We start from the raw sequence: 26,337 nt of genomic DNA, 5'->3' as shown, positions 1-26,337 counted from the left end.
TTCTTTCCAGAGATCAGGGGCATGGGCTGAAACCCTTGAAGAAAGAGATTGATTTACCACCTTGGAGCTATTATGGGGAAAAGCGAATCCTTAGTATCCATAATCGGGAAGACCGTTATCTATTTGAGCGTAAAGTCTATTTGTGCTTTACGGAATTAGGGTGGCACCACGACCGCACTCGTCCCTTGTTTTGGGATGGGTGCGTTTTTTATTTTAGCTTTGTAAATGTTACCGTAAAACAGAAAAAAGGCATGAAAAGGTAACGAATAAAGCCTAATCGTTACCGCGAAACAGGAAAAAGGCATGAAAAGGTAACGAATAAAGCCTAATCGTTACCGTGAAACAGGAAAAGGGCATGAAAAGGTAACGAATAAAGCCTAATCGTTACCGCGAAACAGAAAAAGACAGGAAAAAGGTAACAAAAAAAGCTTCAAAGTTACCATCAAACAAAATAAGCCGTCAAACGTTTCAAAGGAAGCCTTTTACTAAAAAAATACTATGCGACGAAAAGGACACGAATCTTTCTTACTTTTCTTTCCAGAGAACAGGGTCATCGGCTGGAAGCCCTAAAGAAAAGAGATTGGTTTACCACCTTGGAGCAATTATGGGGAACAGTAAATCCTTAGTAACCATAATCGGGAAGACCGTTATCTATTCGAGCGTAAAGCCAATTTTGTGCTTTACGGAATTAGGGTGGTACCACGACCGCATTCGTCCCTTGCTATGGGATGAGTGCGGTTTTTTTATTTTGGATTTAGGAATTTATCCCTCATCGTGGCCGTGGTACTGAAAAAGTAAGGGAAAGATGACAAAGAAAGGTTCATTGTTCCTGAAAAAGAGAAAAGAAGGAGAAAGCGGTTACAAAGAAAGAGTCAATGAACCCGGAAAGCAGTGAAAGACCCTAAAGCGGTCACAAAGAAAGAGTCAATGAACCCGGAAAGCAATGAAAGACCCTAAAGCGGTCACAAAGAAAGAGTCAATGAACCCGGAAAGCAATGAAAGACCCTAAAGCGGTCACAAAGAAAGAGTCAATGAACCCGGAAAGCAGTGAAAGACCCTAAAGCGGTTACAAAGAAAGAGTCAATGAACCCGGAAAGCAATGAAAGACCCTAAAGCGGTCACAAAGAAAGAGTCAATGAACCCGGAAAGCAGTGAAAGACCCTAAAGCGGTCACAAAGAAAGAGTCAATGAACCCGGAAAGCAGTGAAAGACCCTAAAGCGGTCACAAAGAAAGAGTCAATGAATCCGGAAAGCAGTGAAGGATCCTAAAACGGTCACAAAGAAAGAGTCAATGAACACGGAAAGCAGTGAAGGATCATAAAACGGTCACAAAGAAATCCATTGTTTCCGGAAAACAAAAATAGTGCTATACCAACGATACAAATCCTGCGAAGCCTTTTATTTAAAAGTCAATATTATGCATTGAAAAGGACACGAACCTTTCTTCACTTTCTTAAACAGAGAACAGGGTCATCGGCTGGAAGCCCTGAAGAAAAGAGATTGGTTTACCACCTTGGAGCTATTATGGGGAACAGCAAATCCTTAGTATCCATAATCGGGAAGACCGTTATCTATTTGAGTGTAAAGTCTATTTTTGTGCTTTACGGAATTAGGGTGGCACCACGACCGCATTCGTCCCTTGCTATGGGATGAGTGCGGTTTTTTTATATAAAAAAATTAATTAGGAGGCATATATGTCAATGGAAATGGAAGTAGAAAAGCGTAATCATCGAAAATTAGGGCAGCAGCTGGAGCTGTTTATGTCAATGGAGGAAGCACCAGGAATGCCCTTCTTCTTACCAAAAGGAATGGTCATTCGGAATGAGCTTGAACATTTATGGAAACAAAGGCATCAACAGGTTGGGTATCAAGAAATAAAGACACCGATTATGATGAAGCAAGAGCTTTGGGAACAGTCAGGCCATTGGGAGCATTACCACGAAAATATGTATTTTTCCCATGTTGATGAGCAGAATTATGCGATTAGACCAATGAATTGTCCAGGTTCTGTACTCATTTTCAATAGTAAGAGAAGGAGCTATCGAGAACTTCCTATTCGTTTTGCGGAACTTGGGTTAGTTCATCGGCATGAGCTTTCAGGTTCTTTAAATGGTCTGCTAAGAGTTCGCTCCTTCACTCAAGATGATGCACATCTATTTGTTCGAGAAGACCAGATTGAGTCTGAAATTGAGAAAGTGCTGGATTTAATTGATGAATTCTATTCGACATTTGGTTTTAGTTATAAGATAGAGCTTTCTACTCGGCCAGAAGATTTTATGGGTTCAGTAGAAATATGGGACAGGGCTGAATCAGCTCTGGAAAAAGTATTAAAGAAAAAAGAATTGCCTTATCAAATCAATCATGGTGATGGAGCTTTTTATGGTCCTAAGATCGATTTTCATATTCTAGATTCACTAGGAAGAAGCTGGCAGTGTGGTACAGTTCAGCTTGATTTCCAAATGCCTGAAAAGTTTCATTGCCAATATATCGGCGAGGTTAATAAACCTCATCGCCCCATCATGATTCATAGAGCGATTTATGGTTCGATCGAACGGTTTATGGCGATATTAATTGAACATTTTGCTGGTGATTTTCCGTTTTGGCTATCTCCAGTGCAAGCGAAGATTTTGCCGATTTCAGATGCCCATTTATCATACGCCTATCAAATTAAACAAGATTTGGAACTAGCGGGATTTCGAATTGAAGTCGATGATAGGGTAGAAAAGGTTGGGCTAAAAATAAGAGAAGCCGAAAAACAAAAAGTTCCTTATATGATCATTATTGGCGATCAAGAAGTAGAGAATGAATCCATAGCCTTAAGAAAGCATAAAGATGGGAATATTGGACAAATGAGTATCCAAGACATTATTGCAAGGTTCAGCGAAGAAAAAGTTAACAGACAATAGAATGTTAAAAGATCCTAAGAGGCATTGAGTCTCTTAGGATCTCTAATAAAAGGTTTTCGTTTAAGGTGCAACTAATTTCTACCTTAATCCTATCCGGGTCTTCAAAGTAGACGGCGTAGTGCTCCTTACTGCCAGCAAAGGGATGCTTATCAGTATAAAGGATGTTTATGTTCTTTTCTTTTAACTTGGATGTGATATCGTCAACCTGTTTGCGTGAACTTGCATGAAAAGCTAGATGGTTAAGACCTACTCGACGTCTATGATAGGGGATGTCAAGAAACCTTTCCTCCGTCTGAACGAAAATAATGTAAGTTTCGCCTAATTTCCAGCTTCGACCTTTTTCCCATTCCTGATAGAGGCTATATCCTAAATCTTCTAGAAACCAACTCCAAAAATCAATCGTGCTCTTTAAATTAGAAACATATATTTCAATATGATGAATGAGCCCTTGTGACAACTGACAACCTCCTGAATATGCCTATAATAAATTGCTCTTATTAATTCGCTTAAACAACAAGAATTCCCTTTAATCGAAGTAATTAATCTTCACTATCTAACCAAACATCCTCTACATGCTTTTTCTTTTGCTGCTTATTGATTTTCCGGTATTCCTTCGATTTAAAGATGATATCAAAGTCATAGTTGTCAGGGTACAGCTCTTTGCCTTTAATATATAGCTTTAATCGCTTATGATTGATTGTCCGCTTTTCATTTTGTATTTGAACGATATAGTTTCCTTGTGAGTCTGGCCCTTTATAAATAATCCCCATTTCATTGGTTTCAGTAACAAGAACATTATCTCCCTGTTCAAAAAGAGCAAATGGTTCTGTACCCGTAGGAAGGGGCTGCTTTTTCGCAGATTTCCTTGCGTATTTATTAACTGCAATCTGTTTTTGATAATCCGGAGCCTTCAGAATGATTTCATCGATTTCTTCCCGATAGCTTCTGATATTTTTATAGGTAATTTGGTGGGCTTTCTCGATCAATTCCGGATGCATGCCGAGCTTGATGGCAATGTCAAAAGCCTGACTGTTGCCGCTTTGCCCGAGCAGAAGCCTATATGTTGGCTTTAGTGTACCGATATCGAATTCCATCATTCCATTGAGAAAACCGCTTGTTTTTTCAGCAAAGTCCTTCATTTCGCTATAGTGCGTCGTAGCAAACAAAGTCGCTCCTTTTTGGTAAAGCTGCTCAAGAATAACGATCGCCAGCGCCATGCCTTCGCTTGGATCTGTCCCTGATCCTAGTTCATCAAGAAGGACTAGCGAGCGGTCATTCGTGATTCGAAGGATGTCGATGATATTAACAAGTCTTGAGATGAATGTACTTAAGTTCTGTTCAATGCTTTGACCATCGCCAATGTCGACGAAAATATGCTGAAAAATGGCGAGCTCACTTCCAGGATTTGCTGGAATAGGCAGTCCTGTTTGCGCCATCATGGTAAGTAAACCAACTGTCTTCAATGTGACCGTCTTTCCTCCTGTATTAGGTCCAGTTACCACTAATGCCCGATGATCTTCACCAAACTGAATGGATAGAGGAACAGCCTTCTCACCAAGCATCGGATGCCGAGCTTCTTTTAAATCAATGATATAATCCTCGTTTAATAATGGTGTTGTTCCTCCGATTTTTCGGCTATAGGCAGCCTTGGCAAACAGGACATCATAATGATGCATCGTTTCCATGGCGATAGCAATCTTGTGCTCATGCTGTAGCACCTCGTCGGTTAATTCGTATAAAATTCTTTCTGTTTCCTGCTCTTCTGCCATACGTAATAGCTCAATCTCTTCCTGAATGGAACTGAGTTCTGTCGGTTCCATATACAAGGTAGAGCCTGAAGCAGAGGAGTCAAGAACCGTTCCCTGCACCTTTGCCCGATATTCCCTTTTCACCGAAAGGGCAATCCGGCCATTTCGTTCAACGACAATTGTATCCTGCAGAAATGAGGCATACCTCTTTGATTTTACTAGCTGCTGTGCCTTTTCCTTCAGCTTATCTGATTGAATCGAAAGCTGTCTTCGCAAATAGGCTAAATCGCTTGAGGCATGATGATCCACTTGTCCGTGCCGTATACAGCGGCTAATTTCTTCTTCCAACTGTCGCACATCCCCAATCGATTCCGCATACAAGCTCACATTAGGTGCTGCAAACTGTTTATCCTTCATGAATTGCTTCAGTTTTGAACAATGCTGCAAAAACGATAGGACATACGTAAACTGATCAGCACGAATATAGATTCCTTTTCGCGCCTGATTCAAATAAAGCTCCATTTCATCCAGTGTGTGGATTGGGACACTGCTGCTGATTTTTATAATTTCTTCCGCCTCAGCGACCTCCCTTAAAGCTTGCTCCATCCGTCGCATATCCGGCAATGGGCGGAGTGCAAGAATAGTCTTCTTTCCCCGGTTTGTCTTCGCAAAATGAGTGATCTCCTCTAGAATTTCCTGATATCCTAAAACATCAATTGTTTGTTGATTCATCCTGAATCCTCCTTTTTATTTAAAAAAATGAAACTTTTTCAGCGCAAAAGCTTTTCCTATAAAAAAAACCGCCATGAACGAATCGCTCATGACGGCTAGAAGAAATGTAAACATGTATTGGCACCCGAACTTGAGTACAGCAAAAAAGGACGAAAATGACACGATTTCCGATTTCTTTGTACACAAAAAAGCTATGACAAAACATGCCATAGCTGGTTTACCAATCTTCTATGCTATGATGCGTGTTCTTAACCTTCCTTGAAAAAGCCCATACTTAATAAACCAGTGATTAGACCAGTTTTTTGCTTCATTCAAGGCCGTATTAAAATAACGTTTAGTTAAGAACATTCACACTCATAAAACAAACTCCTCTGCTGAGTTTACATTTTTATACAAATTAAGTATACCTCGGTTGTGTTTGAGAGGTCAATACAAGATTGACGAATTAAATGAAAGGTAATGTTCCGGTAATGTTTGAGTTATTTGGAGGTTATTTCCTAATTGTAAAATAAAATTAGATTCTTAATGGTGACAGGATGGCTGGGCTTCGGACTAGGGAGCAGCCTTAGTGAGATTAATAGGGGGAGTTTAAATGGAAGATAAAAGTTCAGGACAAGGAAAGGACTTTACTGATTCATGGTGGTTTCTTTTCATATGTGTAAGTATTACAGGGTTGATTGTGATGCTTGGTCGTTAATCATATGAAAGCCTATACACAAAAAACCCATTTGATAGTGATAGAGTATTTCACCATCAAATGCTTTTTTTTATTATTTTCAAATATAAAATTATCCGGTAGATTTCTGGATAGGAGCAGTTTCCTTGTTAGTTTGTAAAGCTTTGAGTTTCCTCAAAATAAATACAAGTACAAAGATTCCTAACAAGCATGTAGCTGTTCCTGCACCGATCATGACAACTGAAACACTCGTTAATTTTGCTAAAAGTGCTCCGATTGCTGGAGCAATTAGCATCGAAAAGGTTTGCATGGACATAGCTGCTGCTGATACTCTGCCCATCATCTGTTTTGGTGTTTCTGATTGCAGTACATAGCCGTATGGAACTGCTTCGCCTGATCCAAGCAAACCAAGAAAAAATGCTCCGATTATCCAGACTAAATGTGGCAGATTTAGAATCCCCATACTACCGAGTCCAACGGAGATTATTAAAGTTCCACTAAATAGGGCGGATATGGACATCAGATGAATTGGGTTGTTTTTCCAACTTGTCCACTGTCCTAATAAAAGTGAGCCGACTACACTTCCGAGCCCAACACTGCTGATGAGAAGGCCAAAATTTTCTTTTGTAAAACCGAGGTCCTGAGCAAGGAAAACAAAAAGACCATCATATAGAAAAATAATAAAGAAAGCAACCGAGGATAGAATAATTGAAATCTTTAATAATGGTGTTTTTGCTATATGTATAAGGCCATCAAATAAATCTTTCCAATAGCTGCTTTTTTGTGGGTTATCATTCGTTGTTTCCATTTCTTCGACATAAGCTTTTTCATCTAGCTTCGGCATCATCATTAAGAATATGATAGCGATCAGAAATCCAGCTGCTTCAAACAGAAAAGGACTTTTAACACCAAAGAAGGCAATGATAGCTCCTCCAAGAGCAGGTCCTAAAATTTTCATAGTATTAACAGAAAGCTGACTAAGTGTGACTGCTTCTGGCAGCTGCTCATCGGGCACTGTCATTCGTATCGTACTCTGTCTTGCTGGGTCGTAAAGTGCTGCAGCAGTACCTTTTAAAAATACAAATAATAATAAATAGTAGAGATTAGGTGCAAAGAAGAGACCACCTACAAAAATAATTCTTAAAATTAGGCAGACAATCATGACTATCTTTTTAGGAAGCCGGTCAACAAATACACTAGCAAATGGACCAATGATTACCCACGGCAGGCCAAGAGCAATAATGACAGATGCAACGGCAGTTTCGTCCAGTCCCCAGTGATAGGCGACAATTACCTGTAAAGCAACAAAGTCAAACCAATTACCTAAGTCAGAAAAGACTTGTGCCCCAAATAATGAGCGATAAGCACGAATTTTAAGCGGTTTAAACATGCCTGCTCCCATAAATTATGTCTCCTTTTCTCCATTAATGGCCTTTCTTCTTCTTTCCAAAAGCTTTTCAGTGTTTTGGTTCGGGTCTTGCCCATTTGGCAGGTCATCATTTTCAAGTGCATAAATCGATTCCTCAATCCATCTCAACTCAGCTTCCAAACGAATTTCTGCATAACGGATAGAAAGCATTGCGGTCCTGCTGACATAAGAATAGCCGTTGGTTGGCCAATCCTGGACAAAATTTAAAAGATCTTCAGTTTCTTCTTTTCTTTTTTGCAGGTGGCCAATTAATATAGAGAAATCCATGTCGTCGTGCCAAGTGGCCATTTTCATAAACAGCTCATCCTTAATGACAGGATAAGCTGGAGGGAGCTGCAGCCAATTTTCAAATTCCTCCCATCCTTTTGGTGTAAGTTCGTAAAGTTTCTTTTTTCGGCCATCTTCATCCTGTTCAATAGGGTAGATGAATCCTTCTTCCTCGAGCTTTTTCAATTTAGGATAAATACTGCCATAGCTCATTCCCCAAAAAAGTCCTGCAGCTTTATGTTCAAATTCAGACTTAATATCGTACCCTGTGCTCGGCCAAAAGCTTAAAATAGCAAGTATTGTATGTTCAACTGACAATGGTTTGTCTCCTTTCAATGTATCATATTGATATATCATCGCGATATATCAATATGATACATCGAAAGTGAATAGGAGTGCAACAAAAAAAAGCTGAATTCAAAAAAAGGCAAAATGCTTTTGAAGTAAACTAAATTTTTTAGGTTCATTCATGCCTGTCATCACTCGAATGCTAGTTGATTACATAGAAAAGCCGACATTAATGATCGTTTGGGTATATAGGTTAAAAGTTTCCTCAAACGAAAAAAAAAGACAGAGCTTAAATGAATAAGGCTCTGTCTTTCATCCTTCAAGAAATCATTCAGAAAAATATTATGAAGGTAAAATAGGTTCAACGAAGTCACATACATTACCTGCATAGTTAAATCTTGCGATTACTTTTTCATTTCAGCTCCAACAAAAGTTGCTAATTGGCTCGTACTAAATACTACGGCTCCATTTACGTGTTGAGCAGCAATCATTTGAGGCTGTTTTGAATCTTTCTTCATGGAAAGCACCATCAATTTTTTATCATTGACAATAGTTTTTATTACAGGCAACTGAATTTCTACAGCAGCATTTACTTGATTTACAACAGTAGATGCTCCTTTTGTTTCAGTTACAAAGCTAAATCCGTACATATCAGTAACGATAGTAGCATCTTTACCTACTGGCACGGCCTCACCTTTCATTAGGTTTATGCTAAAGCGAGTCTTATCTGGAGCGGATTGTGTTAATTGGCTCATAACTTCTGTCGGAACTTTCGCTTTTACATCCCCTGTTTGGAAGACAACGGATTTCTTAGACTGCTCTAAGGTTGTCAAAATAGCATTTGACATTTCTGCTTGAACGATTTCGGCAGAAGCAGTAATTGCAGGAAGTGTAATGACGACTTCCGTTGTATTAGGATCATTCACTTGGTCTGCGATATCCTCTTCTGTCACAACAATAATCGTAGGGTCGATTGGTGGTTCGGTTGAAGTACCGTCCTTCACTTTAAGAGTAACTGTTTGTTCAGCAGCGTTTTGAGCGATGTCGTTTACATTTAGTTTCAACGTATTTTCGCCAGCAGTTAGTCCAGTTAATGAGAACGCGAATGAACCATCTTGATTTAATGTAACTGGTTTCGTGTCAACAACATTACCAGTTTTATCTTTTAGTTCATAGTTGACTGTTAAATGATCGTTTACGTCATAGTCGTCTCCAAATACACTTTCAACGAGCAATTTGAAATCAATAAATTTATCCTTAATGGAACCTGTTACTTCGTAAGTTGATCCTTCTAACTCTCCATTAACTGGAGTTATATTGATTTTAGGAGCAGATGTTTTCACATAAATAGGGCCTGCCCAATCAGAGCTAATGCCTCCTAATGGATTAAGTGCAGCGAGATCGAGTGTGTATACTCCTTCAGGTGCTTGCTTTTTAATAAAAGTTCCCCATTCTGTATAGGAGCCGTCAAAAGTAACGCTCTTTGGTCCTACCGTTGTTCTATTTACACCTAAGATGTATCCTACTGTGCCATCCCCATAATAACCGCCGTCTTGATTCGATGCATCCCATAATGCAATTTGCGTGGTGCTATGTTCATTATGGAATTCATATCTAACAGTAGTGGAATCAAGTTTACCATCTCTATTTGGAGAGATAGCATTATGATCTACGGAATAATGCTTTATTCCAGAAAGAATATTAGGTGAAAAATCAGCAGCAAATGGCAGAATTAAGTTTGTAGTACCATTTGTAATATGAATGTAACCTTGAATTTCTGCACCTGAAACAGTTGCAGTTGCTGGTACATGAAGGGTAACGTTTAGCACTTGTTCACCAGATAAGGTGAAGGATTCTTGATCAAGTGAAACTTGTGCCTCAGACAATGGGCCAGATGGTAATTTTGTCACTTCAACAGAAGCTTCATAGTTACTAGATCCACTTGTAAGATTTTTAACTTTGATTTGTTTTGTTACTGTTGTCGCTTGGTTAGGATTAGGTGGTACTTTACCAAAAGTAACAGTTCCTTTAATATTATCAATTGTTGCATTGTTCGATACAGTTGTGTCTAAGGAGTATGCTAAAGCTTCTGCTTGAACGGCTTTTAATGGCTGTACAAGCCCTGGACCTTGTGCAAACACATCAAAGCTTCCAGTGTCCAGTAATTTTGCAGTATTTGAGATTGCAACTTTAATATCAGCTGGTGTCCAATCAGGGTTCTTTGATTTTAACAATGCTGCAATTCCAGCTACATGAGGTGTAGCCATGCTTGTACCAGATGAACGGTCATAAGATTTTGAATAGTCTGCATCCGGGTTTTCTTTTCCGTATGCTGGCACTGAGGACATAATATTTGTTCCTGGCGCAACTACATCTGGCTTGATATCAAAAACTGGATTGGCTGGTCCGCGAGAACTGGAATTATTTATTGCGTCGCCTTCTGTTGAGCCATTCGTATAGTTGCTAAACGTAACTTTACCTGGTGAGCTTGCTAATGCTTGTCTAAATGCCTTACCTTCTCCAGTTGCCATATCAAACGAAGGAATAAATTCGAAAGAAGTACTTAAGTAAACATTAGCGGGTCCTGCACCATCTACGTTATTATGAATGATAGTAGCAATCGCACCTGCTTTTTTAGCAGCTGCAATTTTATCAACGAATGCAATTTCACCACGTGAAATTAAAGCCACTTTCCCTTTCACATCAATGCCAACAAAATCAGATTCTCTACCAACACCTGGAATTGCAACGACGTCATATGTTCCAGATAATGTAGATTGTGGATCTTCACCGTATGTCCAACCCATTAAATTAATGTTGGAATCAGCCTTGTAAGCACCAGCTTCTGTTGATACTTTTGCTTGCATTGTTTTCTCAGGAAGTGTTGAGTTTCCAACCGAAATTGCAAGAGCAGATGTGGCGGGGTTTCCGATCGTTCCCCTATTCGGACCGCTATTACCTGTCGCAATGACAGCTGTTACACCAGCAAGTGTGGCATTATTGATTGCGATTGCATCAGAAGCAGTCTGGCTGTTTTGGCTTCCTCCTAAAGATAAGTTAATGATATCCATGTCTTCTACAACAGACTTATCTATTGCCGCAATGATTCCAGAAGTAGAACCGCTTCCGTATGCACCAAGTACTCGATAAGCATATAGTTCAACCTTTGGAGCAAGCCCTTTAATACCATATGCATTCTTACCTTGAGCAGCAATCGTACCAGCTACATGAGTTCCATGAGATGTGTAGAAAGCTCGTCCATCCTGATTAAATTCAGGTTTGTTTGATGGTCGTTCTGAAGGTGAAGTTTCGTAAGGATCATTATCTGCGCGTGTGCCTACATAGTCATTTGGATTATGTTTAACGAAGTTATAGCCGCCTTTATAAACACCTTCAAACTCTGGATGATGATAATCGATACCTGTATCAAGAACGGCTACTTTTACATTTTGCCCTTCGATTCCCATATTCCAAAGCTCTGGAACTTGCAGATGAGGAGCGCTGTCCGTCATCATAATCCCTACTTGATCATCTTGATCAGCATCTCCGAGAGCGTGGACTTCTAAATCGGGTTCTATTGTAAGAACGCCTTTAAGATTAAGGAGGGCTTTTACTTTATCCCCTCTTAATTTAAGTGACATTCCATTGAAAGCTTCGCTATATTCAAAACCTTTTTTATAATTAATCTTGAATTCTCCTAATTGCTGTTCAAATTTTCTATGCTGCGCCTTAACTTTATTTCTAATTTGATCTTTTTTAGATTCAGAAATGCTATTTTTACCTTGAGTCTTATTTTTCCCAATTTCAAGTGCAACAGATGGTTCTGATAATTGAACAATTACTGATATTTCTTCGCTGTCACTAATGTTTTCTAATAGTGGGTGAAGAGTCGGCTCTTGTTTTCGCAGTGCCTCTTGATCAGCAATAACTCCTCTCATCTCCAAAATGCTTTCGTCTACATTAACAGACTTTTTAGCATTCTTTTCTTCAGCAGATGCAAAAATAGGGTTTAATAGAGAAATAATGAGGGTAAAGACTAGTAAACTACTAAATAGTTTTAAAAACCTTTTCTGCTTCAAAACAATTCCCCTTTGCCTTTTATTTTTTTTAAGCTATAACTAGCTTTCTATCCTCCTTCCAAAAAATGATCGAACTTATCTGAATAGTTCGAAACTTATAATAGCATAGTCTGTTTGGTGAAATGTCGGGAAAAATGTCGTAGAATCCAAATTTTTTCTATATAACGTACGAATATGGTTATTTTGTTCTGTGTGAAGAATTGTTAAAATAGGTATTTAGTATCGTAAACATAAAAAAACACCATCTTCAGTTTTTATTCCAATCTGAAGCAATGGTGTTTTTTCCGATTCTTAAATTAACTATTTTGCCTTTGTTCGACAAAACGGACTAGATTGAATACGAAGCTATAAAAACTTCTTCAATTATCATATTTTCATAGAAGCTATTTATGTCATTTAAGGTTAAATCTGCATAAATGAAATGGCTTTAACCAAGTAAGTGCTATAAAAGCAGTTATCTGATAAAATCATTCATTTTATCTGGAAATTTCCCCTTAATTAGAAAGAGATTGTACTACTGCAACAAAATTTTTTACTCCTTCACTTACTCCTATTCAAGACCGGTAAGTTGCTTTGTGCATCTATTCGGTCACGATTAACACATTTTCGTGACCAGTTAGGTGCTTATTTCATCTTTACGGTCACGATTAACTCCTATTCGTGACCAGTTAAGTGCTTATTTCATCATTACGGTCACGATTAACTCCTATTCGTGACCAGTTAAGTGCTTATTTCATCATTACGGTCACGATTAACTCCTATTCGTGACCGGTTAAGTGCTTATTTCATCATTACGGTCACGATTAACTCCTATTCGTGACCGGTTAGGTGCTTATTTCATCTTTACGATCACGATTAACACTTTTTCGTGACCGGTTAAGTGCTTATTTCATCATTACGGTCACGATTAACTCCTTTTTATGACCGGTTAGTTGTGTTTTTCATCTTGTATGATTTATCCTGTTTTTAAAAATAATCCCTGTTAGAAAAGCCGTTGAGATAATCATTCGTTTTTTCACTCTGATGGTATCAGGATTTAATAATGAAAAAATACGGGAACAGCTTGGGGAGATTTTAGAGAAGGAAAATAATGCATTGTTCAATCATTTAAAAAGAATGTGGACTCAATCACCGATAAAAGGAATTTCTTTTGAAACTTGGGGAGTATTATTTAATGCAATGATTGATGGATTAGCAATACAGGCACTATTAATCAAGGATTTCCCTGTTGAAAAGGTTTATGATGGACTTGAACAACTAGTTAAATCATTAACCAGGCAACCGACTCAGGAGGAGATCAAATGAAAATCTAACCACCACTATATCTTTCCCCAATTGAGTGAATCACAAATAATAGCCTTTACTGTCTGGATGTCATTTGCTTACGCATTTTACTTAATCATTCTAAATATAATAAATGAGTTGAAGAAGAGAAGGAGAATGGTGGTCTAAGAGAGTATTTAAATAGAAGAACCATTTTGAAGTGGAATTATAATAGAAAATAAAAGGATGTGTGTGTCATTAAGGCAATTATTTTTGACTTTGATGGAACTTTAGCGAATACACTGCCAATATGTTATTTTGCTTTTCAGAATGTCTTCATGGATTTTGATAAAAAAGATCTATCCGCGGATCAAATAAGGGCAATGTTTGGACCTTCAGAAACTGGCATTATCAGAGAAAATCTTAGTAATCCAAATAAGGAGCAAGCAATTGAATTGTATTATGAGAGGTATTTACAATATCATGATCAATTAGTTGATCCAAATAAAGAAGTTGATGATTTATTAAGGTATTTAAAGGATCAAGGTATTAAATTAGGGATTGTCACTGGAAAAGCAAAAAGGAGTTTGGATATTTCTTTAAAAGCTCTTCAAATGGAAAGTTTCTTTGATGCTGTGATAACTGGTGATGACGTTATTAATCCTAAACCACATCCAGAAGGTGTAATAAAAGCTTTGTCTCTTTTAGGTGTGGAACGAAATGAAGCCATTTTCATCGGAGATAGTGATGCTGATATACTTGCAGGGGTTCAAGCGAATGTTTATACAGTAGGAGTTCAATGGCTGCCTGAATATCAAACATCGAATTTTACTGTGGAACCTAATTCCGTTTTCACATGTGTTGCTGAATTCACTGAATCTATAAAATTAGGTTTTCCTATTAGTAATAAATGAGAAAAAAAAAAGACAGAGGCATACTTATGAAAAGCTCCAAAACGATAATGTAATGTTGTTTTAAAAAAGGAAAATATATCTTAATTTTTAGCTAGATATAAACGGCAAGGCTATCTTGCCGTTTTTTTCTGTGTCAAAAAGGAATATGCGGACCCAAAAGTTTTTTATCCGACTAAGTAAAACTTTCGACATATTTCCTGGGAAACAACAATATAATAATAATTTGATAGGATTGATATCCCTTAAATGCTAAAATTTGTATCAAAAGGAGGTATTTTTCCGAAATATAGGTAGTTTAGGATAATTTCGTAGAATAGATGTGAGGAATGGATAATGAAAAGAATTTCTTTGCGTATGAAAATGTTTATCTTTTCTTTTATTCTAGTTGTTTTCTCCGTTGTTACAAGTGGATGGATGATGATTTTAAATATATCTACAGCTTTTGAGAAGGAGCTTGGGGCACGGGCAATTGCGATTGCAAGAACAGTAGCACAATTACCTGAAATTAAAAGTTATGTGGGCAAGGAGGGGGGATCAGAAATCATTCAACCAATTGCAGAGAGAGTTCGATTAGCAACGGATGTCGACTATATCGTCATTTTTGATATGGAGAGAATTCGGTATTCCCATCCTTCTGAAAGTAAGCTAGGGACGCCTTTTGAAGGAGGAGATGAGCGGGCTGCATTATCTGAGCACGAATACATATCCAAAGCACAAGGGGTGTTAGGGTTTGCTATTCGAGCATTTGTACCAATTATGAATGATGAAGGAGTGAAGCAGGTTGGCGTTGTGACGGTCGGTATTTTGTCTCCAACTATTCAAAGTTTAATTGTCGAATATCGTAATGACATGCTTTTATCTTTGTTTTGGGGATTATTTATTGGTCTTATTGGTTCAATTTTTATAGCCAATCATCTAAAGAAACAAACCTTAAATCTTGAGCCTTATGAAATTGCCCGTTTAGTTGAAGAACGCTCAAGTATGATGCAGGCGATGGATTTAGGTATCCTAGCGACAGATGAGCAGGCAAGGATTATCTTTATGAATCGTTTAGCGAAGCAGTACACGAACTTTTATGGTCATTCAATCATGCTAAGGGAACTGTTTCCTGATACTTGGCTGGCTAAGGAATCTCAAAAAAGTAATGAAGTAATTTACCGTCCTTTACTTTGCCATGGCGTTATGTATTTAGTAAGGATTTATCCAATTAAGGTTAAAGACCGTCCAGTCGGTTCCTTAATTATGATGACTGATAGAAAAGAAGCTCATTTTCTTGCAGAAGAGCTAACTGGTATAAAAACCCTTGTTGAAGCATTGCGTGCTCAAAACCATGAATATATGAATAAATTACACAGTATTGCCGGATTAATTCAGTTAGAACGGACAGAAGATGCTTTAAACATGATTGTTGATGAAATTTCTGATGAACAGAATGTGGTTCAGTATTTGAAAGATAATATTTCTGATTATTCAGTTCTTGGGCTTTTGCTTGGGAAAAGATCTCGTGCAAAAGAACTTGGTGTCTCACTAATTATAGATCAAGAATCCTTTTTATTAGAGATCATGAATGGACTTTCAAGTGGTGATATGGTAACGATTTTAGGAAATCTATTAGATAATGCAATGGAAGCTTGTTTAAATTTAGAAGAAAAGACTATAACCCTATATCTGCAGAGTAATACGACATTTCTATTTATTGAAGTTCAGGACAATGGAATTGGATTGCCAGACGAAGCAGAGAGAATCTTTGAATATGGGTTCAGTACGAAGCAGAAGGAAGGAAGAGGGATCGGATTAGCTTTAGTTAAACAGATTGTAGATTCCAACAAAGGTAGAATTTTCGTAAGGTCACAAATTGATTCTGGAACGATTATTACTGTAAAAGTGGGGATGGAAGAAAAAGATGACTAAGATTTCAGTATATATTGTTGAGGACGATCCTATGGTTTTAGAAGTAAATAAGGGATTTCTAGAGAAGATGACTGGCTTCAATCTTATTGGAACGGCAACGAATGGCAAAGATGCTGTGGCAGAAATAAAAATACTAAAGCCAAATCTTGTGTTATTAGACATGTTTTTGCCGGATATTTCAGGTATGGAGATATTAGTTGAGCTTAGAACTGAAAGAATTCCTTGTGACATTATCATGATTACAGCCGCACGGGATGCAATCACAATACGTGAGGTGATGCGGTTAGGTGCGGTTGATTATATGGTAAAGCCTTTTCGTTTTGAAAGATTTCAAAAATCTCTTCAAGACTATTACAAAATGGCAAAAAAGATTACTGGTCTAAATTTGTTAAAACAAGAAGATATTGATGAATGGCTGGGGAGTTCTGAAAATGAAGTGGAACTGCCAAAAGGATTAAATGAATTAACGATGAAACAAATTCTTCTCGGGTTAGGAGGAGAGACAATACCTGTTACAGCTGAACAGTTAGGACAAAACCTGGGAATGGCAAGAGTGACGGTAAGAAAATATTTAGACTTTCTAGCTATTAATGAAAAGGTTGATATTGAAATGCAATATGGTAATGTAGGCAGACCAACAAAATATTATTCATTGAAATAACATCATTAAGGAATGTTTTTTTATCTAAAAACATGGAATCTCAGAGACCATAAAAACCAAAATGTCCAATATTTTCTTAATATTACATTAGTTTAAATAGTGTGTAATATTATAATGATCAGATTATTGAGTAGCTTGGAGGAAGCAATTGTCCCTAATTAACAATTTCAAATGGCGTGCTTTATTAATTGGAGCAGTACTTTTATTAGTACTTTTTGGCTGTCAATCTACTGCTTATCCAATAGACTTTGAACAGTTAAGTGAAGATGAACGAATTGTTATTCGCTTCTCCCATGTAGTGGGGGAGGATACTCCAAAAGGTTTGGCAGCCCGAAAGTTCGCTCAGCTTGTGAAGGAAAGGAGTAATGGACTTGTAGAGGTGCAGGTATTTCCAAATGGTTTTTTATATAAAGACGGCGAAGAAATGGAAGCGCTTTTACAGGGAGATGTTCAAATGATTGCCCCAGCGACGTCGAAAGTGACATCACTTATTCCAGAATGGTCGGTCATAGATCTTCCTTTCGCTTTCGATCGTTATGAAGAGGTCCATGATTATTTGGCCAGTCCAGCTGGGCAGGTTCTTATCTCTAAATTTGATAGCCAAGGACTTCATATGCTAGGAGTCTGGGATAACGGGTTTAAACAAATAAGCAATCGTGACTATCCAATCTATCATCCCGAAAATCTTCAACATTTAAAAATGAGAATCATGCCAAGTGATATTATTTATAAGCAATTTTCTAGTCTGGGAGCGATCCCACAGGAGATTGATTTCAATATTCTCTTTCATTACTTAGAAAGAGGGGAAATTGACGGTCAGGAAAATACACTGTCCAATATAACGAGTAAAAATCTATATTTACTACAAAACTATTTAACTATAAGTAATCATGGCTATTTAGGGTATGTGCTATTAATGAATAAACAGTTTTGGGAGGACCTACCTGAACATGTTCAGGTACTTATCACGGATACGTTAAAGGAAGTAAGCGAATGGGAGAGAGAAACTGCACGTAATTTAAATGCCGAAAAATTGGAGGAATTGGAAGCTTGTCAATGCATTGATATTTATCACCTTTCACCAGAAGAGAGGCAAGCTTGGGAAAAGGAGTTTAAACCCGTATATGACTATTATATAGCGCAGTTTGGAACCAAGTATATTGAATCACTTCCAAAGTATCGTAAAAAATAGGCTATTTCTTTAGTTAAAAGCTTTAGTAATAAAGTTAAGAACTTTTTGCTATAGAGACTGACAATAAAAAAGTGAAGGGGAAAAGGAATGAAAAAATTATTAATGGTAGCTCTCGTTAGTCTACTTGTACTAGTTACTGCAGCATGTTCGGGTGGCTCAGGTGGACAAAAAACAGTATCAGAAAGTGACCCAATTGTAATTAAATTTTCACATGTAACATCAATTGATAGTGTTAAGGGCAAGGCAGCCAATCGCTTTGCCGAACTAGTAGAGGAAAAGACAGGTGGAAAAGCCAAGGTAGAAGTTTATCCTTCCTCCCAGTTGTATGGAGATAATGATGAATTAGATGCACTTGTTTCCGGGAATGTTCATATGATTGCTCCTTCTGTAACAAAAATGGTTAAATTAGATCCACGCTGGCAGTATGTTGACATGCCTTTCTTATTTAATGACCAAGAGCATACACGTAAATTTTTTGAAAGTGATATAGCGAAGACTTTATTAAATAGTGATAAATTAGCGAGCAACGATATTATGGGCTTAGCTTTCTGGGAAAATGGATTTAAGCATTTTACAAATAATAAGCATCCATTACAAGAGCCTGAAGATTTTGCAGGTCTTAAATTTCGTGCACAGGCAGGAAAGGTTTTAGAAGCACAATTTAAAGCACTTGATGCTGGAAGTGCAACGATTTCATTTGGTGAAACATACGCTGCATTGCAACAAGGAACGGTAGACGGACAAGAAAATACATACAATAATATTGACACACAAAAGTATCAAGAAGTCCAAAAATATATGACATTAAGTGAACACGGACGTTTAGATTATGCCGTTTTTGTAAATAAATCCTTCTGGGAAAAAATGCCTGACGATATTCGTGCACAAGTAGAAGAAGCATTGAAGGAGGCTACTGAGCTTGAATGGAAACTTGCAGCAGAAGAAAATGCTGCGAGCTTAGAGAATATTAAAAACTCTGGTAAGGTTGAAGTACTGTCTTTGACTGATGGAGAACGTGCAGCTTTAGAAGAAGCTTTACAACCTGTATATGATGAGTTCAGTGAAGTAATTACAACCGAGCTTATCGATGGCATTCGCAATCTAAAGTAAAGAAGCATGGGTGTCGATCTACTATCTTGATCGACACCCATGCATTTTACTATCACTTTGCTGATTATAGGCGGAAGAAGGTGTGCTTTAGTGAAGAAATTAAAGAAAGCTTGGAGTTTATTTGAGGAAGTTTCAGCGGGGACATTTTTTTTCGCAGGCATTACGCTCATCTTTTATGGGGTAATCATGCGCTACATTTTTAACGAACCAAAGGCGTGGGTTGAAGAGGTTGTTAGATACTTCATCATTTGGGGGACCTTTTTAGGGTTCGCAGTTGCTTTGCGGCACAACCAGCATATTCAGGTTGATATTGTATACGATAAATTATCTAAACGGGCTAAACGAATGGTTGATATTTTTGCGACATCCGTAAGCATTTTATTCTGTATTGTTTTTACATATTACGGTTATGTTCTCGTTGAGAGCAGATATCATTCAGGGATGGTATCCCTAGATGTTGGAATTCCAATGTGGATTGTCTATTTAATTTTACCTATATCCGGAATGTTATTATTAATCCGTTTTGTTGAACGTCTTGTTCATTTGTTGCGTGGAAAGGAAGTGAACTATGATAATCCTATTACTTAGTATTTTCTTAGTTTTAATGATTTTAAGAGTACCGATTGCCATCAGTCTCGCGATGTCGACGATAGTTGTACTGATGCTAAGCGATTTTAATATGACCATGGTTCCGCAAAGAGTGTTCACAGCCCTCGATTCGTATCCAATGATGGCGATTCCAGGTTTTGTGCTTGCGGGTGTACTGCTAGCTCGCGGGGGGATATCTAAATACTTAATCGAAGCATTGAAAACATGGGTAGGACATTTACCCGGAGGCTTATCAGTCGTTACCATTCTTGCTTGTATGATTTTTGCGGCAATTTCTGGCTCAAGCCCAGCCACAGCTGCAGCAATTGGTTCGATTATGATTCCGGCAATGGTTAACGCAGGTTATGATAAGAAATATTCTATGGGGCTTGTTGCTGCTGGTGGTACCTTAGGGATTCTTATTCCTCCTAGCATTCCTTTAATTATTTATGGAATTACAGCAGAAGAATCAATTGGAAAGCTCTTTATGGCTGGTGTAATTCCTGGTCTGCTGTTAGGAGGAGTTCTCGTCTCGTCAGCCATATTTTATGCTAAGAGAAAAGGGTATGGAAAAGGTGTGAAAGCAACCTGGGAAGAGAGGAGAAGAAGTTCACTGAAGGCCATCTGGGGAGCATTTCTACCTGTGCTTATTCTTGGCAGTATTTATAGTGGAGTTGTTACACCAACAGAATCTGCAGTTATCGCCGTTTTTTATGGAATTATTGTATCTGCATTTATATACCGTGAACTTCACTGGAAAGATGTTCGGCCGATTATTGTTGAATCCATTAATATAACAGCTATGATTTTCTTAATAATTGGGGCGGCGAGCTTGTTCGGTTTGTATCTGACGAATGCACAAATACCACAGGAAATAGGCGCATGGATAGCAGAAAGTAACTTAAATAAATGGGTATTTATCATTATTGTTAATATATTATTCTTTATCATGGGAATGTTTTTGGAGGCTGTTTCAATCATCCTTATTACATTACCGATATTGCTTCCAATGCTGATTCATTTTGATATCAACTTAATTCACTTTGCCATTATTATGACTATTAACATGGAATTAGGGATGATCACTCCTCCAGTAGGACTCAATCTATTTGTTGTAAGCGGCATTGCGAAAGAAAAGCTTGGAAAAGTAGTAAGTGGTGTTATTCCTTTTATCGCATTAATGATATTCGTGCTCATCATCGTTGTCATCTTTCCTCAGCTTTCACTTTGGCTTCCTGAGAAAATGCAATAACCTACTCTTGATTATTAAAGGTAAAAACAAAAACGGCGACGATATTTTGCCGTTTTTTTTAGCTAAAAGGAAAGTTTAAGTCTATTAACGTGCTAAAGTAAAGAGTGAGTTCAATTAAATATCTGCTAATAAGATCGCATAATAAAAACTAAGGCATTCGCCAAAAAGGACTTGGCGAATGCTAATTTTTTCTAATATTTAGAGGGTATTTCGAGAATATCAGTTACTAATTTTCAAAAATGAGTTGTCAGAAACTAATCACATTAGTTAAAATGATAATATGATTAGTTTTGGTGGGAGGACATAATAAATTATGAAGGTAACGAAGGTTCATACTGTTTTTCAATTAGCTTTTATGCCACGATTGTTTCCGGTGAATTGTTATTTAGTAGAAGAGGAGAATGGGCTTACCCTTATTGATGCGGCCTTACCTTATAGCGCAAAAGGGCATTTTCGATGCCGCAAGAAAAATTGGAAAGCCCATGGGAAAATGATTGAAAGTCCATTTTCATCATGAAACAAACCATTAATCAAGCTGAGGTACCATTAGAACAAGAAGGCAGGAGGTGAGCAAGAGTTGTCTCGTAGGATGAAAATAGATTTATCTACTATATTGCTTAAAGCGACACATCTAATCGACAATCATGGATTAGAACAGCTTACCCTTGGCATGTTGGCTGAAGAATTACAAGTTCGTCCGCCTTCTTTATACAACCATGTGAACGGATTAAATGAATTAAAGCAAAAGCTAGCCATCCATGGAACAGAAAAGCTCTACGAGGCCATGCTACAGGCTGCCGTAGGACGTTCAGGTGATGACGCCATTAGGGCTCTTGGTGAGGCATATATTCAATTTGTAAGAAGTCACCCTGGGCTTTATCATGCCACAACAAGATTCCCTAATGCTGAGGATGAAGATTTACAGAAGGTACAGCAGTCCGTTGTCCAGCTTACAATTCAAGTTCTGAAAGTGTATGAGCTTGAAGAGGAGCAAGCCATTCATATGGTTAGAGGCTTTAGAAGTATTTTGCATGGATTTGCTTCTATTGAACAAATGGGTGGTTTTGGGCTACCGATTGATACGGATAAGAGTCTAACCATTCTTATTGACACATTTATTAAAGGTCTCCATTCCATTCGTGAAAGGGGAACGATGAATGCTTCTATCCAGCTTTAAATTAGCAAATTTAAGCCTTCGATTTATCCTGGAGCTTTGTGTGCTTACTGTATATGGTTATTGGGGTTTTAAAATAGGTGGTCCAAGGGTAATGATGTGGATTCTTGCATTCTTGATTCCTTTCGTTATCGCAATAATATGGGGATTATTCGGATCTCCGAAGGCAAGTATTCAGCTCTCGGGCTCTGCACATTTCTTGCTTGAAATGTTCATCTTTCTAACTCCTGTCGTTTTGCTCTTAAGTCAAGGAAAGGTGAAATTAGCTTGGATTTATGGAATCATTGTAGTGATAAACAAAATCCTTTTGTATGTGTGGGAACAATAATATGCTTATGAAGGAGAATGAACAATGGATAAAGCTTATGAAGAAATAGAAACACTTTATCGCCAGCTTATTACTGCATGGAATAATCGTAACGCCTCTGAAATGTCGGAGCTATTTGCAGAGAATGGAGAAATGATAGGTTTTGATGGAAGTCTAGCTGCTAGTCGTGAGGAAATATTTTCGCATTTAAAGCCGATTTTTGAAAATCATCCAACTGCCCCATTTATTTGTAAGGTGAAGAATGTAATTTTTCTTGATTCTAGGACTGCTCTATTGCGGGCAATCGCTGGCATGGTCCCAATTGGAAAAACAGAAATTAATCCAAGCGTTAATGCGCATCAAACGCTTGTTGCTGTCAAACCCGAAGAAAAATGGCAAATTCAGCTTTTTCAAAATACACCAGCCCAATTTCATGGAAGACCAGAGCTTGTTGAGCAAATGACAGAGGAGTTAAGCGAGCTGTTGTCATAACTGGTATGTAAAATAAGATAGTATTTTAGTGTGAGGAGAGAGATGAGTGGAAATTTATAAAGCGACGCTGCATGATCTTGATGGCATTTCTAAATTATTTGATCAATATAGAGTATTTTATAATCAGCCATCTAATATCCATGCGGCCAAGGGTTTCATTCACGAGCGATTTAAAAAAGAGGATTCGGTTATTTTTGTAGCTGTGGAAAATGAAAAATATGTCGGATTTACACAGTTATATCCTTCCTTTTCTTCAGTCTCTATGAAACGACTCTGGATTTTAAATGATTTATTTGTCGATGGAGAAAGCAGAAAATTAGGAGTAGGCGGAGAGCTGCTTGCGGCTGCGAAGCAATTAGCAATGGATACACAAGCAAAAGGGCTGTTGCTACAGACTGCAGTTGATAATTTTACAGCGCAACGCCTTTATGAAGCAGATGGATGGGAAAAAGATACTAATTCTTTTTATTATGAATTTATTTTTTAAATCGCGGCTGAGGAGTATTTATGGAAATAGTCTCGAAAGCGCGTATTCAATTAAGTTTTAGGTATTTTAAAAACATGTAATTGATTTTGACCGAAAAGATGAAAAAAGCTCCAAACCGGTCACGAAAAAGAAGTAATCGTGACCGAAAAGATGAAAAAAGCAGCAAACCGGTCACGAAAAAGAGTTAATCTTGAATTTGCAATTTTGAAATGCAACAGATATAAATTTAGTAAAAAGCAGAGAATCTTGAATTCGAGAATGTTTAATTTGAGATTAAATTTTGCCTGTAGTATGATATGAGAGTGTAAAAATCATCTAAGAAAAAGGAGAATAACAATTACTATGGCAATTAAAGTAAAAGCAATTATTGGCAGCACGAGCTCAGCATCATTCAACTTAAAACTAGTTGAATTTATGAAGAATCGCTATGCTGATCAATTAGATATTACTCCAGTTCGTATCAATGATGTTGAAATGTATTCAATTGATATAGAGAATAATCCTCCGGAAAATGCGAAGAAATTTAAAGAAGATATAAAGGATTCAGATGCAGTATTATTTGCTGTCCCTGAATATAACTTCTCCATTCCTGGTTCCTTGAAAAATGCAATTGATTGGTTATCTCGCGGAGGAGATTTCGTAATCAAAGGAAAACCTGCATTCATCATCGGTTCATCTGTGGGTGTATTGGGAAGTGTACGTGCCCAAATTCACTTAAGAGAAATTCTATCAAACCCAGGTTTATCACCTTCCTTACTTCCGGGTAATGAAGTATACATCGGTTCTGTTCATGAGAAAATCAATGACACTGGTGAATTAACGGACCAAGGTACAGTTGCATTCTTGGACTCAGTTGTTAAAAACTTTGTTGAATTCTATAACAAAACGAAGCAACTAGAATTAGTTTAAGAATAAAGTGAAACTTCCATCAGTGGGGGGCTTACTGCCCGTTAATCTGCGATAAGGTAAAGGATCAAGTGAAGTCAGACGCATCAAGCGTTAGGGACTTCCTTGATCCTTTTTTGACTAAAAGGTTTCGATAGCACGATATATCAGCCACTTTCTCACTTATATCGGTCAGAATTACGATATATCGGCCACTTTCTCACTTATATCGGTCAGAATTACAATATATCGGTCACTGTACCAAAACAGCTTTTTAATCCTCTACTTCATTTTCCTCTTTTCTGCTAAAAGCTTCTGAAACTCCCTTTCCAGCTCCTCAGATGGCTCGATACTAAGGCGGCTTAGCACTTCTGTTATTTTAGTCTCTAAAATGAGCCTTTCATCTTCTCGAACATTCCGTTTTTCCTGCGGAACATAATGTTTATATTCATCATACGTTCCTTCAAAAAGGTGAATTTCTGAATTTTTAATTTCTAAAATACGGGTAGAAATGTTTTTGATAAATCGCCTGTCATGGGAAACAAAGATGATGGTTCCTGGATATGCTTGCAAAAGGGATTCCAATGCTTCAACCGCTTCTATATCAAGGTAATTTGTTGGTTCGTCTAAAATTAAAGTGTTCAAATCACTAACAAATAATTTAGCTAATGCAACCTTGACCCGCTCTCCACCGCTTAATACACCTACAAGTTTATAGACGTCCTCCCTGAAAAAGTGCAGCCTTGACAGGACAGTGCGAATGAAGGTTTCCGTTTGCTTTGAAGTGGAGCCAACGTTTTCTAATATTGTTTTTTTCGTATTTAGAATATCAATATTTTGACTAAAATAGCCTATTTTCATTGAAGGGGAAATGAAGATGCCCTCTTTTTGATCCAAAATTTTTTTAAGTAGCGTTGTTTTGCCGCTGCCGTTTGGACCAATAATGGCGAGTTTATCTCCTCCTTGAATGTTAAAGCTTGCGGTGTTCCATAGGGTGCGGTTCCCGATGGCGCCCTGTACATCCTCTGCACGAAGAATGATCTTCCCTCTAATGGTTTCTTCATTTGGCAAGTTCATTTGAATGGCAGGTGTTTCTTTCAGTTTATCTACTTTTTCGAGCTTTTCTAATCGCGTTTCAATGGCCTTTGCTGTCTTTTGCAGCTTCTTTTGTTTTTTGGCAAAGTAGGGCTTGGTTTTAGTCGCTTCTAAAGAGCTGACCTTTTTCGGTGTTTTCGTTGCTCTTTCCGCTTTTTTCTCTTTTAATAGTAATGCTTCTTCCAGCTGCTTTTTCTTTTTCTCATACTTTTCATAAGCCAGCTCATGTTGACGGTGTTCTAGTTCCTTTTGTTCCGCATACTCCGAGTAGTTTCCCTTGTACTCTTTTACTTGCCCTTCATTGACTTCCCAAATCGTGGTACATAGAGCATCTAAAAATGCTCGGTCATGTGAGACGAGGACAAATGCTCCTTGCCATTTTGCCAGTTTCTTTTCAAGCCATTCGATGTGCTCGGTATCGAGATGTGTTGTTGGTTCGTCTGCTAGCAAAATACCCGGGTTGTTTGCAAACGCTTCGTTAATGTATTCCTGTGTTACCTCGCCACCGCTCTTTACTGTGTCGGTCTTTTTTAGCTGTGGCAAAAGCTCGCATGTGCTATAAGTGATGACTGAGCCAATATCAGGAGATTTCTTGCCAGCAAGTACTTCCAACAAAGTAGTTTTGCCGCTGCCATTTCTTCCGACTAAGCCTATTCGGTCATTTTTATGGATTTGTAATTTTTCTATATTCACTAACAATCGATCTTTTATATAGAGCTCTAAATGATTAGCTTCCAATAATAACATACGATCATCCCCGTTCTCGTTTTAATATGGAGACAAAAAAGCCTCCTATTCTACATTCAGAATAGGAGGCATAGGTGCACAACAAAAAGAGACTACTCCCTTTATGTCCAACTACAATCAGCCAATCCTATTCT

At 37.8% G+C, this 26,337-nt stretch carries 20 protein-coding genes, 1 pseudogene and 2 other annotated features (1 of these 23 only partly in view); of the genes and pseudogenes, 15 read left to right on the top strand and 6 right to left on the bottom strand.

Annotated elements, in window-relative coordinates; all coding sequences use genetic code 11:
* Nucleotides 1-189, top strand: a binding site (T-box leader) (it extends 37 nt beyond the left edge of the window).
* Between the two features lie 1,224 nt (nucleotides 190-1,413).
* Nucleotides 1,414-1,643 (top strand) — a binding site (T-box leader).
* Between the two features lie 51 nt (nucleotides 1,644-1,694).
* Nucleotides 1,695-2,906 carry a threonine--tRNA ligase gene (gene thrS / locus KHA94_RS23435; RefSeq protein WP_213104507.1) on the top strand — a complete coding sequence of 404 codons (1,212 nt, stop codon included), beginning with the start codon at nucleotides 1,695-1,697 and terminating at the stop codon, nucleotides 2,904-2,906.
* Between the two features lie 4 nt (nucleotides 2,907-2,910).
* On the opposite strand, the gene KHA94_RS23430 is transcribed toward thrS, so the two are convergent.
* The 5 genes from KHA94_RS23430 to KHA94_RS26385 form a co-directional block, all read right to left on the bottom strand.
* Nucleotides 2,911-3,363 carry a VOC family protein gene (locus KHA94_RS23430; RefSeq protein ID WP_213104506.1) on the bottom strand — a complete coding sequence of 151 codons (453 nt, stop codon included), beginning with the start codon at nucleotides 3,361-3,363 and terminating at the stop codon, nucleotides 2,911-2,913.
* Nucleotides 3,364-3,445: 82 nt separating this feature from the next.
* Nucleotides 3,446-5,386 carry an endonuclease MutS2 gene (locus tag KHA94_RS23425; protein ID WP_213104505.1) on the bottom strand — a complete coding sequence of 647 codons (1,941 nt, stop codon included), beginning with the start codon at nucleotides 5,384-5,386 and terminating at the stop codon, nucleotides 3,446-3,448.
* Nucleotides 5,387-6,174: 788 nt separating this feature from the next.
* Nucleotides 6,175-7,464: an MFS transporter gene (locus KHA94_RS23420; protein ID WP_213104504.1), complete on the bottom strand. Its 1,290-nt coding sequence runs from the start codon at nucleotides 7,462-7,464 to the stop codon at nucleotides 6,175-6,177.
* 3 nt (nucleotides 7,465-7,467) lie between these two features.
* Nucleotides 7,468-8,076, bottom strand: a complete 609-nt coding sequence (locus KHA94_RS23415; RefSeq protein ID WP_213104503.1) for a PadR family transcriptional regulator — start codon at nucleotides 8,074-8,076, stop codon at nucleotides 7,468-7,470.
* Between the two features lie 374 nt (nucleotides 8,077-8,450).
* Entirely contained in the window at nucleotides 8,451-12,125 is a 3,675-nt protein-coding gene (locus KHA94_RS26385) for a S8 family serine peptidase (protein ID WP_213104502.1), read from the bottom strand.
* A 1,095-nt stretch (nucleotides 12,126-13,220) separates the two neighbouring features.
* Between KHA94_RS26385 and KHA94_RS23405 the strand changes: the two genes are divergently transcribed.
* The 14 genes and pseudogenes from KHA94_RS23405 to KHA94_RS23340 all read left to right on the top strand — a co-directional run bounded on the left by KHA94_RS23405 (nucleotide 13,221) and on the right by KHA94_RS23340 (nucleotide 24,385).
* Nucleotides 13,221-13,430, top strand: a complete 210-nt coding sequence (locus KHA94_RS23405; protein ID WP_213104501.1) for a hypothetical protein — start codon at nucleotides 13,221-13,223, stop codon at nucleotides 13,428-13,430.
* Nucleotides 13,431-13,645: 215 nt separating this feature from the next.
* The gene (locus KHA94_RS23400) at nucleotides 13,646-14,302 is read left to right on the top strand and encodes an HAD family hydrolase (RefSeq protein WP_213104582.1); all 657 of its coding nucleotides are present in this window, start codon (nucleotides 13,646-13,648) and stop codon (nucleotides 14,300-14,302) included.
* Nucleotides 14,303-14,635: 333 nt separating this feature from the next.
* The gene (locus tag KHA94_RS23395) at nucleotides 14,636-16,213 is read left to right on the top strand and encodes an ATP-binding protein (protein ID WP_249365713.1); all 1,578 of its coding nucleotides are present in this window, start codon (nucleotides 14,636-14,638) and stop codon (nucleotides 16,211-16,213) included.
* The gene (locus tag KHA94_RS23390) at nucleotides 16,206-16,874 is read left to right on the top strand and encodes a response regulator (RefSeq protein ID WP_213104500.1); all 669 of its coding nucleotides are present in this window, start codon (nucleotides 16,206-16,208) and stop codon (nucleotides 16,872-16,874) included. Before KHA94_RS23395 ends, KHA94_RS23390 begins: the two co-directional genes overlap by 8 nt.
* Nucleotides 16,875-17,022: 148 nt before the next feature.
* The gene (locus tag KHA94_RS23385) at nucleotides 17,023-18,066 is read left to right on the top strand and encodes a DctP family TRAP transporter solute-binding subunit (protein ID WP_249365712.1); all 1,044 of its coding nucleotides are present in this window, start codon (nucleotides 17,023-17,025) and stop codon (nucleotides 18,064-18,066) included.
* Between the two features lie 87 nt (nucleotides 18,067-18,153).
* Nucleotides 18,154-19,176, top strand: a complete 1,023-nt coding sequence (locus tag KHA94_RS23380) for a TRAP transporter substrate-binding protein (protein ID WP_213104499.1) — start codon at nucleotides 18,154-18,156, stop codon at nucleotides 19,174-19,176.
* Nucleotides 19,177-19,266: 90 nt separating this feature from the next.
* Nucleotides 19,267-19,764, top strand: coding sequence for a TRAP transporter small permease (locus KHA94_RS23375; protein ID WP_338030866.1), 498 nt, complete (start codon nucleotides 19,267-19,269; stop codon nucleotides 19,762-19,764).
* The gene (locus KHA94_RS23370) at nucleotides 19,745-21,016 is read left to right on the top strand and encodes a TRAP transporter large permease (RefSeq protein WP_213104497.1); all 1,272 of its coding nucleotides are present in this window, start codon (nucleotides 19,745-19,747) and stop codon (nucleotides 21,014-21,016) included. Before KHA94_RS23375 ends, KHA94_RS23370 begins: the two co-directional genes overlap by 20 nt.
* Nucleotides 21,017-21,329: 313 nt before the next feature.
* Nucleotides 21,330-21,501: pseudogene (locus KHA94_RS23365) on the top strand (MBL fold metallo-hydrolase); the annotation flags it as partial.
* Between the two features lie 92 nt (nucleotides 21,502-21,593).
* Complete coding sequence (locus tag KHA94_RS23360; RefSeq protein WP_213104496.1) at nucleotides 21,594-22,193, top strand: TetR/AcrR family transcriptional regulator; 600 nt, start codon at nucleotides 21,594-21,596, stop codon at nucleotides 22,191-22,193.
* On the top strand, nucleotides 22,174-22,518 hold the full coding sequence (locus KHA94_RS23355) for a YrdB family protein (RefSeq protein ID WP_213104495.1): 345 nt from the start codon (nucleotides 22,174-22,176) through the stop codon (nucleotides 22,516-22,518). Before KHA94_RS23360 ends, KHA94_RS23355 begins: the two co-directional genes overlap by 20 nt.
* Nucleotides 22,519-22,542: 24 nt before the next feature.
* A complete protein-coding gene (locus KHA94_RS23350; RefSeq protein ID WP_213104494.1) occupies nucleotides 22,543-22,989 on the top strand; it encodes an SgcJ/EcaC family oxidoreductase in 447 nt (148 codons plus the stop codon).
* A gap of 46 nt (nucleotides 22,990-23,035) precedes the next feature.
* Nucleotides 23,036-23,476 (top strand): GNAT family N-acetyltransferase, encoded by a 441-nt coding sequence (locus KHA94_RS23345; protein ID WP_213104493.1) that lies wholly within the window; start codon nucleotides 23,036-23,038, stop codon nucleotides 23,474-23,476.
* Between the two features lie 342 nt (nucleotides 23,477-23,818).
* Nucleotides 23,819-24,385 carry an NADPH-dependent FMN reductase gene (locus tag KHA94_RS23340; protein WP_213104492.1) on the top strand — a complete coding sequence of 189 codons (567 nt, stop codon included), beginning with the start codon at nucleotides 23,819-23,821 and terminating at the stop codon, nucleotides 24,383-24,385.
* A 258-nt stretch (nucleotides 24,386-24,643) separates the two neighbouring features.
* On the opposite strand, the gene KHA94_RS23335 is transcribed toward KHA94_RS23340, so the two are convergent.
* Nucleotides 24,644-26,203: a Vga family ABC-F type ribosomal protection protein gene (locus tag KHA94_RS23335; RefSeq protein WP_213104491.1), complete on the bottom strand. Its 1,560-nt coding sequence runs from the start codon at nucleotides 26,201-26,203 to the stop codon at nucleotides 24,644-24,646.
* Nucleotides 26,204-26,337: the final 134 nt, after the last annotated feature.

It is taken from the genome of Cytobacillus citreus, assembly GCF_018343665.1.
Classification (GTDB): Bacteria; Bacillota; Bacilli; order Bacillales; family Cytobacillaceae; genus Cytobacillus; species Cytobacillus citreus.
Note: the sequence above shows the minus strand (reverse complement) of the source record. Positions and strands in the feature narration are given on the sequence as shown.